This is a genomic window from Corallococcus sp. bb12-1, from assembly GCF_026626765.1.
GTDB classification, from domain to species: Bacteria; Myxococcota; Myxococcia; order Myxococcales; family Myxococcaceae; genus Corallococcus; species Corallococcus terminator.
Map to the genome: position 1 here is coordinate 395,792 of NZ_JAPNJZ010000002.1, position 12,659 is coordinate 408,450.

Annotated in this window: 11 protein-coding genes; 4 read left to right on the forward strand and 7 right to left on the reverse strand. The window is 69.9% G+C overall.

What is annotated here, in order from left to right:
* Positions 1-33 precede the first annotated feature (33 nt).
* Positions 34-2,292 carry a sensor histidine kinase gene (locus OV208_RS07555; RefSeq protein WP_267573142.1) on the forward strand — a complete coding sequence of 753 codons (2,259 nt, stop codon included), beginning with the start codon at positions 34-36 and terminating at the stop codon, positions 2,290-2,292.
* Between the two features lie 10 nt (positions 2,293-2,302).
* Here OV208_RS07555 and OV208_RS07560 read toward each other — a convergent pair whose 3' ends face one another.
* Positions 2,303-3,202 carry an MBL fold metallo-hydrolase gene (locus OV208_RS07560; RefSeq protein ID WP_267573143.1) on the reverse strand — a complete coding sequence of 300 codons (900 nt, stop codon included), beginning with the start codon at positions 3,200-3,202 and terminating at the stop codon, positions 2,303-2,305.
* A 184-nt stretch (positions 3,203-3,386) separates the two neighbouring features.
* Positions 3,387-3,854 carry a cupin domain-containing protein gene (locus OV208_RS07565; protein ID WP_267573144.1) on the reverse strand — a complete coding sequence of 156 codons (468 nt, stop codon included), beginning with the start codon at positions 3,852-3,854 and terminating at the stop codon, positions 3,387-3,389.
* Between the two features lie 498 nt (positions 3,855-4,352).
* Here OV208_RS07565 and OV208_RS07570 point away from each other — a divergent pair, with 498 nt between their 5' ends.
* Positions 4,353-4,634: a thioredoxin family protein gene (locus OV208_RS07570; RefSeq protein WP_267573145.1), complete on the forward strand. Its 282-nt coding sequence runs from the start codon at positions 4,353-4,355 to the stop codon at positions 4,632-4,634.
* A 42-nt stretch (positions 4,635-4,676) separates the two neighbouring features.
* Here the strand turns inward: OV208_RS07570 and OV208_RS07575 are convergent, their stop codons facing one another.
* Positions 4,677-5,957 (reverse strand): clostripain-related cysteine peptidase, encoded by a 1,281-nt coding sequence (locus OV208_RS07575; RefSeq protein ID WP_267573146.1) that lies wholly within the window; start codon positions 5,955-5,957, stop codon positions 4,677-4,679.
* 255 nt (positions 5,958-6,212) lie between these two features.
* Between OV208_RS07575 and OV208_RS07580 the strand changes: the two genes are divergently transcribed.
* Entirely contained in the window at positions 6,213-7,274 is a 1,062-nt protein-coding gene (locus tag OV208_RS07580) for a hypothetical protein (protein ID WP_267573147.1), read from the forward strand.
* A 69-nt stretch (positions 7,275-7,343) separates the two neighbouring features.
* Here the strand turns inward: OV208_RS07580 and OV208_RS07585 are convergent, their stop codons facing one another.
* The 3 genes from OV208_RS07585 to OV208_RS07595 all read right to left on the reverse strand — a co-directional run bounded on the left by OV208_RS07585 (position 7,344) and on the right by OV208_RS07595 (position 11,461).
* The gene (locus OV208_RS07585) at positions 7,344-8,804 is read right to left on the reverse strand and encodes a metallophosphoesterase (RefSeq protein ID WP_267573148.1); all 1,461 of its coding nucleotides are present in this window, start codon (positions 8,802-8,804) and stop codon (positions 7,344-7,346) included.
* A gap of 264 nt (positions 8,805-9,068) precedes the next feature.
* Positions 9,069-10,034 (reverse strand): TIGR02266 family protein, encoded by a 966-nt coding sequence (locus OV208_RS07590; protein ID WP_267573149.1) that lies wholly within the window; start codon positions 10,032-10,034, stop codon positions 9,069-9,071.
* 71 nt (positions 10,035-10,105) lie between these two features.
* Positions 10,106-11,461 carry an RtcB family protein gene (locus tag OV208_RS07595; protein ID WP_267573150.1) on the reverse strand — a complete coding sequence of 452 codons (1,356 nt, stop codon included), beginning with the start codon at positions 11,459-11,461 and terminating at the stop codon, positions 10,106-10,108.
* 238 nt (positions 11,462-11,699) lie between these two features.
* Here OV208_RS07595 and OV208_RS07600 point away from each other — a divergent pair, with 238 nt between their 5' ends.
* Positions 11,700-11,981: a hypothetical protein gene (locus OV208_RS07600; protein ID WP_267573151.1), complete on the forward strand. Its 282-nt coding sequence runs from the start codon at positions 11,700-11,702 to the stop codon at positions 11,979-11,981.
* A gap of 21 nt (positions 11,982-12,002) precedes the next feature.
* Here the strand turns inward: OV208_RS07600 and OV208_RS07605 are convergent, their stop codons facing one another.
* A complete protein-coding gene (locus OV208_RS07605) occupies positions 12,003-12,593 on the reverse strand; it encodes an imm11 family protein (RefSeq protein ID WP_267573152.1) in 591 nt (196 codons plus the stop codon).
* Positions 12,594-12,659 lie beyond the last annotated feature (66 nt).

Consider the following 12,659-nt stretch of genomic DNA (forward strand, 5'->3'; position numbering starts at 1 on the left):
GGCAAGGACGCGTCCGGCGGGGAAGGGACACCCATGGCACGTCCCAGACGCTTCGCACAGGAAGACGGGTGGGGGCTCGCGGCGAGCCTGGCGGTGGGGCTCGTCCTGTTGGCGGTCGTCCTGGGGGCGGTGCTGACGACGCGGGACTCGTCGAAGGCGCGGGTGACGGAGCGCTCCATGGACCTGCTGGAGGTGGAGCAGCTGGGGCGAGCCTTCAGCGACAAGGTCTCCCTGGCCAACAGCGCATTGCTGGCGGGCGGGCGCTCTCTCTCACGGGAGACGGCGCTGCCTCGCCAGCGCTTCCTGGACACCGCCGGGCGGCTGCGCGAGCGGTTGACGGCTCCCGAGGACCAGGCGCTGGTGGACCGGGTGTGGCGGGCCGAACAGGCCCACGAGGCCGCCCTGCGGGCCCTGAGCGACACGGCCTCCACCCCGGAGCAGGAGGCGGCCCGCGGGCGCCTGGCCCAGGCCCATGGGCGGGTGCGCGAGGCCCAGGCCCAGTTGGAGAAGACGGTGCAGGCGCGGCTGCGCGATGCCAACACAGCGGCGGTGATGGCGGACCAGAAGGAGCTGGGCCTGCTGCTCCTGGCGTCGGCCCTGGGCCTGGGCGTGGCGGCGGCGCTGGCGTGGGTGCTCCACCGCCGGCTGCATCCGCTCAAGCGCGAGGCCCAGGCCAACACCCACCGCTTCCAGGCGCTGGTGGAGGGCGTGCGCGACTACGCCCTGGTGCTGCTGGACGCGAAGGGCCGGGTGGCCAGTTGGAACCCGGGCGCCGAACGCATCAAGGGCTGGAGCGAGGCGGAGATCCTGGGCCGCCCGGCCTCCTCCTTCTACACCTCCGAGGACGCGGCGGCGGGCCAGGCCGAGCGCGACCTGTCGCGGGCGCTGAAGGAGGGGCGGCTGCGCATGGAGGGTTGGCGCCAGCGCAAGGACGGCTCGCGCTTCTGGGCGGAGGTGGCCGTCACCGCGCTGCGCGACGAGGACGGGACGCCGCAGGGCTTCTCGGTGGTGACGCGCGACATCACCGAACAGCGGCGCTCGGAGCGGATGCAGGAGCTGCTCGCGGAGGCCGGGCGCGTCTTCCACCAGTCGTTGGATCCGGATTTGACGGTGGCGGAGCTGGCCCGGCTGCTGGTGCCGGAGGTGGCGGATGGCTGCATCCTCTACCTGCTCACGCCCGCGGGAGAATTGCGGCCCCGGGCCGTGACGCACGTGCGGCCCGAGCGAGAGGAGAGCCTGTGGGAGGCCTTGCGGCGCTTCCCTCCGCGCGCGGGCATGCCCCCCACCATCTGGTCCGTGATGCGCACCGGGCGCTCGCGCCTGGACGTGGACGTGGCCATGGACGACCTGACGGACTCCTCGGAGAGTCCCGAGCACCGGGTGCTCATCGAGCGCATCGGCATTGGCTCCTCGCTGGTGGTGCCGCTGCGCGCGGGCAACCAGACGCTGGGCGTGTTCGTGCTGATGACGGCCCGGGGACACCGCAGCTTCACCCAGGCGGACCAGGTGCTGGTGGAGGAGCTGGCCGGCCGCGCGGCGCTGGCTTTGGACAACACGCGGCTGCTGCGCGAGGCGCGCGAGGCGGTGGACCTCATCGCCGTCACCGCGCACGACCTGGGCAATCCCCTGCAAGCGCTGCAATTGCTGTTGAACAAGGTGCAGCGCGCGCAGGCCAGCGGCCAGGACGAAGGGGTGCGAAAGGGATTGGTGGCGGCGCGCGGCCAGGCGCAGCGGCTGGGGCAATTGCTGCACGACCTGCTGGACCTGTCGCGGCTGTCCTCCGGCAAGCGGCTCCTGGACGCGGCGCCCATGGACCTGGGAGAGCTGTCGCGCGAAGTGGTGGAGCGCTTCGCGGAGAGCGCCGCGCAGGTGGGGTGCACCCTGTCGCTGGAGGCGCAGGGGATGCTGGTGGGGTACTGGGACCGGATCCGCCTGGACCGGGTGGTGACGAACCTCCTCTCCAATGCCTTGAAGTTCGGCCGGGGCCATCCGGTGCGCGTGCGGGTGGCGGCGCTGGACGAGGAGCACGTGCGGCTGTCGGTGCGCGACGAGGGCGTGGGCATCGCGCCGGATGCCCAGCGCCGCGTCTTCGAACGCTTCGAGCGCGAGCCCTCCGCGAAGGCCGAGCCGGGCTATGGCCTGGGCCTCTACATCGTGCGCCAACTGGTGGAGGCGCACGGCGGAACCATCCACCTGGCCAGCGTGCCGGGGCAGGGCGCCACCTTCACCGTGGATCTGCCGCGCATGCCCCGGTTCGTGGAGGCGCCGCTGGCGCCGGACGTGCTCCAGTGACGCCGGTGCGTCACATGTGCAGCGAGGACACGGGGGCGACGAGGCCGGGGCGGATGGGGAAGTCGTCGGGCAGCTTCTCGCGCTCCTCCAGGCGTTCGAACTCCAGCGCGTCGTGCGCGCAGAACACCTTCACCTGTTCGCCATGGTGCCGCACCAGCTCCCGCAGGCGGCGCAGGTTGTGCCAGCGCATCCACCCGTCCTTCTGCATCAGCTTCTGGTACGCGCGCAGGCCGACGGTGCACCGGTAGCGGTCCAGGTCCAGCTCCCCGTGGTGGAAGTACGCGTCGCCCGCGTGCAGGAGCCACCCCTCCCCGGTATCGATGGCCACGCCCGCGTGGCCCAGCGTGTGGCCCGTCAGCGGCACCAGCAGGATCTCCGGCGGCAGCCCGCTGAGCTCGCGCACGCAGTCGAAGCCGAACCAGCCTCCTCCCCGGGAGGTGGCGTAGGTCTCCCAGCGCCGCTCCTTCGCCCACTGCTGGGGCCGGAAGCGCGCGCGGTCCAGCCAGGAGCGTTGCGCGGTGGCCACGCGGTACTCCTCCGCCAGCACGTGCACGCGCGCGTGGGGGAAGTCGTCCAGGCCGCCCGCGTGGTCGAAGTCCAGGTGCGTGAGGACGATGTCGCGCACGTCGCTGGCCTTGAAACCCAGGCGTTCAATCTGGCGCACGGCGGTGGCCTCCTCCGACAGGGCGGGCCGGCACAGCACGTCGCGGAACAGGCCGCTGAGCCGCTCGCGGGGCGCGTACACGTCATTCAGGCCGAAGCCGGTGTCCACCAGCACCAGACCGCGAGCCGTCTCCAACAGCAGGCAGTGGCAGGTGAGCGCCGCCGGGCCGGTGAAGCCGCGCCGCCCGTCCATGAGCCGCCCACCGGGCGGACACATCGTGGTGCAGTTCAGGTGGTGGATGCGCATGGCGGCTCCTGCTCCTCGTGAGCGTGGCGGGAACCCGGCGCTCCGAAGCCCGAGCCCGTGGGGTTCCGCCATCCGTTCGTTCAGGGCAAAAGTGCGCCGTGGCCTCGCTGGGAGGAATCACCGCGTCCCCGAAAGGACGGGGGCTCGCCTGCCCGGAAGGGCGGGGGACTGGCAGCGCCTTTCTTCAGAGCGGCGGGGATTGTCCGGCGTCCTCCGCGCCCTGCGGCGGCGCCGACATCAGCACCAGCGCTTCGGAGGCGGTGAAGGAGCGGTGTTCCACGCCGCGCGGGACGATGAGCAGCTCGCCCGCCTCCAGGTCCACGGAGCGCTCGCGCAACTCCACGCGCAGGTGGCCCCGGGTGACGAAGAACAGCGCATCCCCGGTCGCGTGCTGACACCAGGGTCCGCTGCCCGTCAGGCGCACCAGGTGCACCGGCTGCCCGTGGAGCATCCCCACGGGCCGGGGGGTGTCCGGACCGGACAGGTGGGTGAAGGCATGGGCCAGGTTCACCTTCTCCAGCGGCGGTGGCAGGGCGTCATCCGCGGACGGGGCCTGGGCTTCGGCGGGGACGGCCACGGTGCCGCGGCGGCGCGAATCCCAGCGGGGTGGACGGCCTCCAATGGGGGGCGAGGTCCGGGTGGGCGTGCTCATGCGGACAGGGTCTCCTTGGGGGGAAGCAGGCTTACCCCCCTCGTGGATTGTGTGTCTTTTCCGCCGGGTCCGGGCCGGTGTTTCGCATTCGGGCGACAAGCCGGGTCCGGTATCCGACGGATGCGGCCATACGATAGGGTTTGCGAACGCGATGTGCATTCCCCTCGGGTCCGACTGTCCATCAACCCGGGTTCGCGAAGTGTGGTGAAGGACGGTAGGTCCCCCGGTCCCGGACGCACGGTGAAACACCCCGGTAGTTTTCCCGGTGCTTCACGCGGACCCTGATGAGCTTCGCCATGGACGTGGACGCGGAGCCCCTCGTCGCGTTCCGCGGCAACTACCTGGGGCGCGGCGACAAGCTCATCCTGTCCCGCCAGTTCGAACCCACCACCGGGCCGCGTTGATCCACACCCCACGCCTTGATGCCTGCAATCCCTTTCCGGAAGGAAGCCAAGATGCGGATGGAACACTTCACGGAACACACCTTCCAATCAGCAGGTGCTGGCCTCGCCGCAGGTGGTGCTGATGTATTTCTGGGCCCGCTGGTGCCCTCCGGAGTACCGGCTGATGGACACCTGGGTGGAGCGGGTGGCGGACCGGCGCAAGCGTTCGCTGAAGATCGTGAAGGTGGACGTGGAGGAGGAGCCGGTGCTCGCGGAGCGCTACGTCATCCGCGCGGTGCCCACGCTGCTGCTCTTCAAGAGTGGGCAGGTGGTGGACCGCTCCGTCGGGGCCATGCCCCGGACGGTCATCCGCCGCATGCTGGAGGGGCACCTGTAGCCGCCTGCCGGAGCGTCACGGAGACCGAGGAGCAGCCCTCCGTCACCCGCGGGACGCGTCCTCCTCCGCGCCCATGTGCTCCTGGATCGTCAGGAAGCGCCGCAGGAAGCGTTGCCATTCCGTCATTTCCGGCAGGGCGTCGTAGCCCGCGTCGTACAGCGCCAGGCTCGGGGGAAAATAGATGGCCAGCCCCGTGGACGCGGAGGTCCGGGCGCCGTTCGTCTGGGTCACCACCGCCTTGCCCAGTGCCTCCTTCATCGCCACATCCCGCGAGGACTGGTGCGGCGTCTGCTCCGCCAGGCGGGCTGACAGGCTTCCCAGGTCCACCAGGTGGAAGGCCTGCGTGGGGTCCGTTGACTGGCCGAACTCCAGCGCCGAGGACCGCGCCTCGGCGATCATCGTGGCGACCGTCGGGTTCGGCTCCGCCATCAGCGCTGCGAAGCGACCCACCGCGCGCGTGAGGTCGGCCAACGCATACAGGTCCGTCAGGGACAGCGTGAAGGCGTCCTGCGTCTGCCCCTGGAGGGCCCGCCGCGCATATCCCTCCAGCAACCGCTGTCCGAGCACCACCGGACCGCTGGACGGGTCCTGTCGCAGCACCGCCAGCGCGCCGTAATCCCAGCCGTGGCCGGGCTCCACCTCCTCGGAGGCGAGCAGGTATTCACCATGGGGGCTCAAGAGCTTCGCCACCTCGTAGGTGGCCATCAGGCCCGCGTCGAAGCCGATGAGCGCGAACTGCTCCAGGCCCGACTCGCGCCGTCCGCTGTCGAGGCCCGCCTGCAACTCCGTCAGGTCCAGCGCGTCCCGGCCGCCGTCCGCGCCCGGTGCTTCCTCGTCCACGCCGAACGCGGTCCAGGCCCCACCGGGGTCCCACATCACCAGCGCGTAGCGGTCCGCCGGATACGCCCGCACGCCCCAGGCGATGAAGTCGGAGAGCGTCGCCGCATCGCCCATGTCCAACTCTCCCAGGTCGGCCAGCTCCTGGAACGCCCCGGGCTGCACGAGCAGCCGCTTCGTGGTCGTCCAGTCCGCCAGGTTCGCGAGCGGCACGTCGCTGTAGCCCTTCGCGCGGTCCACCTGCGCGACGATGTTCAGCCCCGGGCCGGAGCCCACATCCGCCAGCTCCCGTAAGGAGTCCAGCCCCCGCGCTTCCCGGGGGTTGTCCGCCACCATGTAGACGAGCACCGTCCAGCTCGCGCCCGTCGTCGGGTGCTGTCGCCCATCCAGGGCGGACGTCGTCGGAAAGATGGGCGTGCCCTGGCCACAGGCCGTCAGCCCCAGCACGCACGCCAGCGCCACCGCCCCCACTGCCTTCCCACCCATGTCCGCTCCCGGCGTGGCGCGGACCGCCGCGACGCGTTGGCTGAGATGCACAGGCCCCGCGCGGAAGGGAATCCCTCCGCCGGGGCCGGGCACTGTCTGGGATTGGGGAGAGCCGGGCGGGGTTCGCCTACAGGGGAGACGGCCCCGCGAGCGCCGTCAGCAGCGCGCCAGCCGGGGTTCACAAGAAATTCAAGTAAAGCTTCTGTGACGCATATTCCAGGGTAGCGTCTGGAGTCTCCCGAAAGGCAGGCCCCCATGCGGTCATCGCTGCGTCGCTCTCCGGTTGTCCTGGCGTTCACCACGGCCCTGACGTTGCTCACTGCGTGCGGAGAAGGCATGTCGGAGGATGACCCGTTCGGGCAGGCGAGCCAGGCGCTGCTCAACGGAGTCGGGTCCACGGCGGCGCGCGCGGCGCTCACGAAGCGGTGGGCGCCCATCCACTACCAGGACGTGGACGTCACGGGCTCGCACTCGCTGGGTGGCAAGTCCGACTTCATCAGCCGCGTCGACTTCGACGGGGACTGGAGCGGGACGAACAACTGGGACAACACCGGCTCGCGGGCGCTCACCGCGCACGCGTACCAGTCGGTGGTGGAGACCAGTTCGCACTGGTACCTGCTCTACACCTTCTTCCACCCCCGGGACTGGTCCGACTCCATCTTCGACACGGAGCACGAGAACGACGGTGAGGGCGTGCTCCTCGTCGTGAAGCGCGACGGCAGCGAGTACGGCGCCCTCGTCGGCGCGGTGACGGTCGCGCACAAGGACTTCTTCTCGTACGTGCCCACGGGCAGCCCCCTCACGTCGGGGTCGGAGTCCCTGGACGGGACGTTGTCGCTCGCGACCTTCGAAGGCGTGGCGCACCCCATCACCGCGCAGGAGGCCAAGGGCCACGGCCTCAAGGCATGGCCGTACTACGACATCGTCGGAGACGGCGTGAAGTACTACCCGTCGCTCACGCTCGCGGAGCAGCCCGATTCCGCGACGGACTCCGACGTGCGCTACAAGCTGCTGGACATCTACGGCTCCGAAGGCCTCTGGCAGCGCCGGGACCTCACCACGCTGTTCGTCTCCGACGGGACCTTCCGGGGCGACACCGGCGGCGGCTGCGGGCTGGCGGCGGGCAACTGCGGCACGAACTCCGCGAACGCGCCCTGGGGCTGGGATGATCAGAACGACGGCCCCATCCTGAGCGGGGAGATCGCCAAGGACCCCGCGAAGCTCGCGGCGTACTACTTCAGCCCGTCGTCCCAGTTCTCCACGACGTACACCTTCAACCCCTTCAAGGGCATTGGCGCGGATCCAAACCAGCCCTGAAGGACCGGGCACGACAAGGCCCGCTCCCCCAGGAGGGAAGCGGGCCCGGTGGCCTCTGCGGGGATGCGCTCAGCGCACCCAGTTCACGTTGCTGTACGCCTTCGTCCCATCCGCGCGCTCCGTGTTCGTCAGCGGCGCGTAGACGCGGGTGGAGAGGGTGTTGGCGGCGGTGTCGATCTCCACGAGCCGCGTCGGGTTCGTGGTGCCGTCGTGGTACGTGTTGAGCATCTGGTAGATGGTGTTGCCATGGACGCCGGTGTCCGTGCGGTAGGCGGCGTTGCCCACGTGGCCGGAGAAGACGAAGCGCACGTTGGCGTACTGGCTGATGAGGTTGTTGAACACGTACTGCGGGCTGTTGTTGCCGTAGCCGCCGTTGCCCTGCTCGATGCCACCGCTGCCGTTCAGGTGCGAATGGGTGATGAAGATGACGTTGTGCCTGGGGAACTGCGCCAGCACCGTCTTCGCCCAGTTCACGGAGTCCGTGCGCGCCCACAGCTCCAGGTTCACGACCAGCCAGTTCAGGCCGCCCGCGCTGAACGTGTGGTAGGCGTTGTCACACTTGCCCGTCTCGAACACGCCGCCCAGCGCCTTGAAGCGCGACAGCGGGAAGTACGCGTTGAAGGTGGTGGTGTTGCGCAGGTTGGCGTTGACGTTGCCCGGGCACGCGCTGCCGCCCTGGCACACCGCCGCCGTGTCGTGGTTGCCCAGGGCGATGGCGTAGGGAATCTGGGCGGTGTCCAGCACCTGGAACGAATCGCTGGCGCGCTGGTAGTGGATGTGGTCGGCGGTGTCCCAGTCCATCAGGTCGCCGGTGTGCATGACGAAGCGGATGTCCTGCGCCGTCTTGTTGTCGGCGATCCACTGCATGCGGTGGGTCAGCCGGGCGGGCTGGTAGACCGTCTCCTGCTGAGTGTCGGGGATGACGACGAAGGTGAACTTCGTGTCCACCGGCTGCGCGGTGGTGGGCGCCGCGTAGAACTGGATGCCCTCGCTCGTCCAGCCCGCGGCGGTGAGGCCGTCACGCTCCGCCTGGGTCACGGCGTGGCGGTGCTTCTGCAGCGTCGTGTTGTTGAAGCGGTAGACCGGGATGAGGCACGCGTCCGCCGTCTTGGAGGCGTAGAAGCCCACGCCCTCGTCGGTAGTGTAGCCGGAGGCGATGAGGTTCGTGCGCTCCGTGGCGTCGATGGTGACGATGTGTTCGGACTTGCCCGGGCTGTAGAGGCGGTACACGGGCGACAGGCCGGTGACAGCGTTCTTGGAGGCCTTGAAGGGCGTGCCCCGGTCATCCGTGAAGCCGTACGTCGTGCCCGCGTTGGTGGCTTCCGTGGGGTTCGTCGTCAGCAGGCTGGAGCCGGTGGCCGGCCGCACGCGCATGTACACGGGCGCGTTCAGCGCCGCGCAGTCCAGCGCCGCCGTGGCGCTCCCCACGTCCTCCACGGAGGACGGCTGCTGCTCGGGTGATTCACCCGGGCCACAGGCGGACAGCACGCCGGCCAGGGCCAGGGAGGCGATGATGGAAGTGGGCTTCAAGGTGTCTTCTCCGTGGAGGCCTCGTCCGAGGCCCTCCGGTGTCGTCAGTGATGTCCGGGTGTACAGCTTAAAAATGGATTACCCGGCTGCGCATAGCATTGACGAACGGGTCGGGGAAGACCGCATCGAAGAAACGTCGCATGTATCACAAGGGGGCGGATGCTCCCTGTGACGGACCGCGCTTCACGGCATGCCGTGGTGGACCGCTTCGATGTTGTCGCCGTCGGGGTCGACTGGCGGGCCGCCGGGCCCCGTGCCGCGAGCTCAGTCCGGGTAGAACATCGGGTCGCGCGTGGCGACGAACGAGGAGATGGCGTGCGCCACCTCCGGCGGCAGGGAGGTGAACTGCACGCCCACGCCGGGCATCAGCTCCGGGGTGCGGTCGTTGCCGTCGCGGGCCCAGCGCACCACGCCATTCACCGTGAGGGGCCGGCCGCCGGGCAGGGTGAAGTCCAGGTCCACCGACGTGCCGCGCGGCACCGCATCCACCGTGGCGATGAAGATGCCGCCCTCGCTGATGTCCATGGAGAAGCCGGTGAAGAAGTTGGAGTCGCTGCGCATGTCGATGGTCGTGTGCATCCGCACCCGGCCCTTGCTGCGCGCCTCGTCCTTCGCGGGCGGCGGGGGCAGCTTGCCGCGGGCCGGCTTGTCCGAGCGGGTGGGCGTGTCGTCGCGGGAGGTCCGATCCGTGGACGCATTTGCCCGCGCGGGCGTCAGGGTGGGGGGCCGGGCCAGCTCCTCGGTCCGGGCTTCGGCCTCCGCGCGGGCCTTCGCCTCGGCTTCCGCGCGGGCCTTCGCGGCGGCCTCCACGCGCTTCAGGTCGGCTTCGGCGTCCGTCAGCGCCTTGACCACGCGGCCAGCGTCTTCCTGGTGCACGCGCAGCGCGGACTGGAGGTCCAGCCCGGCTTGCCGGCGGGTGTCCAGGGCGGCCTCGCGAGCATCCAGGGCCTTCTCGCGCAGTTGCTCCAACTCCTGGGGCAGCGCGGGGGACTCGGTGTCCTCCAAGCGCACGGCCCACTGGGACAGGCGGGAGTCCCCGGCGCTCTCCGGACGGGCCAGGGCCTTGCGCATCTGACCGAGCCGTTCGGTGAGGGACGCGGCGTCGGCGGCGGCGCGGGCCACCTGTTCGGCGAGTCGCTCCTCCAGCCGGGCCATGTCGGACTCGGCGCGAGCCAGCTCGGCCTCTCGTGAGGGCGCGGGCGTCCGGGGGGAGGGGGGCAGGGGACTCATGGGTGGGGCTCCAGGCGGGCAGCCACTCTAGCGCCGCCAGGGCTCCCCCACGAGCCCCCCGACGGAGCCCCTCAGTCCGCGCCCTTGATGCAGGCCACCGGCTTGAGGCGGTGGGCCACCCGGGCGAGTCCGGCCTGCTCCACCGTCTCCAGCACGTCGTCCAGGTTCTTGTAGCAGGGCCCGGACTCGTCCAGCGGGGTGGTGCGGGTGTTGAGGAGGATGCCGGCCTCCTTCATGCGCTGGTCGGTCTCCTCCTGCTGGAGCTGTCGGCGCGCGGCGGCGCGGGACAGCCGCCGGCCGGAGCCGTGGTTCACCGAGTAGATGGACTTCTCCGCGCCGGGTTCGGCGAAGAGGATGGCGCTGCCCGTCTCCATGGACCCGGGGATGAGGATGGGGTGGCCGGTGGACTCCCACACGGTGCCCTTGAGGGCGGGGTGGCCGCCGGGGAAGGCCCGCGTGGCGCCCTTGCGGGCGACGAACTTCCCGGCCTCGCGCTGGATGAGGTTGTGGGAGATCTCGTAGTAGATGCTCGCGGTGCCGCCGAACACGTCCTCCAGGGCGCCGCACACGGCCTCGCCGATGAGCAGGCGGTTGGCCACGGCGAAGTTGGCCGCCATGTTGTGCAGGTTCCAGTAGGAGCGGCCCAGGGCGCTGTCCGCGTCCAGCCAGATGAGGTCCTCGCTGCGGCTCTTGAGGCCCAGGTGCGCCGCGCCCTCCACGAAGAAGTGCTTGGCGATGTTCCAGCCGAAGCCCCGACTGCCGGTGTGGAGCATCACCCAGACGCGGCCCAGCTCATCCACCTGCATCTCGGTGAAGTGGTTGCCGCCGCCCAGGCTGCCCAGCTGGCCGCGCTTGTCGTAGGCGCGCACGGGGATGTCCACCCCGGTGTCCTCCACGGGGATGAAGTCGCGTTCGGTGACGGAGCTGCCCCGGCCCAGCGCCTTGGCGCCGTGGCGCAGCACCTCCTTCACGGTGCTTTCGCTGAGCTTGCGCTGCTTGCGGACCCGCTTGGCGCCCACGCCCACGGCGATGCGTTCGGTGACCTCGTTGATCCACTGGCGGCGCTTGGCGGGGTCCGCCACGTCCTCCACCTTGAGGGAGGTCTGGAGCTGGACCATGCCGCAGCCGATGTCGTAGCCGGCGGCGGTGGGCAGGAGGATGCCGTCGGTCTCCACGATGGTGCCAATGGGGACGCCGTAGCCCACGTGACAGTCGGGGGTGACGGCGACGCGGGTGACGCCGGGGAAGGTGGCGGCGTTGACCATCTGGTCGAAGACGGCGTCTTCCATCCCGGGGGACTCCGGGGTGCCGTCTCCCCAGAGGAGCTTGTCGGAGAGGAACAGGTCCGCGTGCACGCGCATGGTCTTCGTGCGTGGCAGGACGTAGTGGCCCTCGGAGACCTTTTCCAGGTGTTGCTTCCAGCTCATGGCGTGTGACCCCAGGTGGGTGAACCCGCGGCAGGGACGAAGCCGTCCTTCATATCTGACGGAGGTGGGGTTTCGGACATCCGGAAGGTTGCCTGCCTGGTGGGGGCGGTGGGGAGGGAGGGCCCAGGGACGAGGGGCTTGTCGGTAGGAGTGCACTGATCGGCAGTCGGACAAGCCTGGGGCTTGCGGCCCTGGATCGGCATTCCCATTTCTCTGTCGTGCATCAAGGGGGTGGGCGATGGGGTTTCTGACTGGGGTGGTGCTGGCGATGTCGTTGCAAGCGGGGCCGGTGGAGATGACCGCAGGCCCGGTGTTCAACCCGGCGCTGTGCGCGAAGAAGCGCGTGGATCCGTGCGGCTGCCATCACGTCTACGGCATCCGGCACTGCCACCAGAGCCGCAAGAGCAACCACTGCGAAGCGCAGGTCCGCGCCTACGAGCCGGAAGAGAAGCACGACGCCGAGGACGCGAGCAGCCCGCTGCAGAGCCTCATTGATCCGAACAAGTCCGTGTCGATGTAGGACGCGTGGGGGCGGCCCCTTTCAGGGGTCGGAGCCGGTTCCGGTCACCTCGGTGAACCGCATGCCGGTCATGTCCGCCTGCTCCAGGGCCTCCTTGAGGTCTCCAGGGACAATCAAGGCCACGGTCCAACCCCAGGTCCGGAACACCTTGGCGTTGCCCACCTTCGACGGGTCGATGCGCATCCCGGCCACGGAGGAGTAGGTGCCTGTCTTTTCGGGCAACCCGTCCTCAGGGGTCCAGTAGCGCACCTCCTCGCTCGCCGCGTCGTCGATGCACTTCATCAGGCGCGTGGCGTTGAGGATGAAGTGCTGCCCGGCCGGGGTGTCGAGCTCCACCGGGATGAGTTGCACGTCGTCGGAGGCAATAGCGGTGAAGAGGGACGCCACCCGGGCGTGGACGATGGGGATGCTGAACGCCGCGTGGGAGTAGTCGAGGGGCGCGCCGGCGATGTCGATGGGGATCCGGATGCGCTCGTGCGTGGAGACCCGCTGGCCGATCCTGAATTGCCAGGGGTCCTCCAGCTTGTGTCCCTGCTCATCCAGGGGATGTCCCAGCTCCCAACGCCCCGAGATGTACGGATCATCGGTCAGTTTGAAGAACCGTTTCGGCATGAGGCGATCCTCGCGTCATTTGTTTCGGGTGACGACGGTGGGGCTCTCCGCCAACAGAGCATCGCT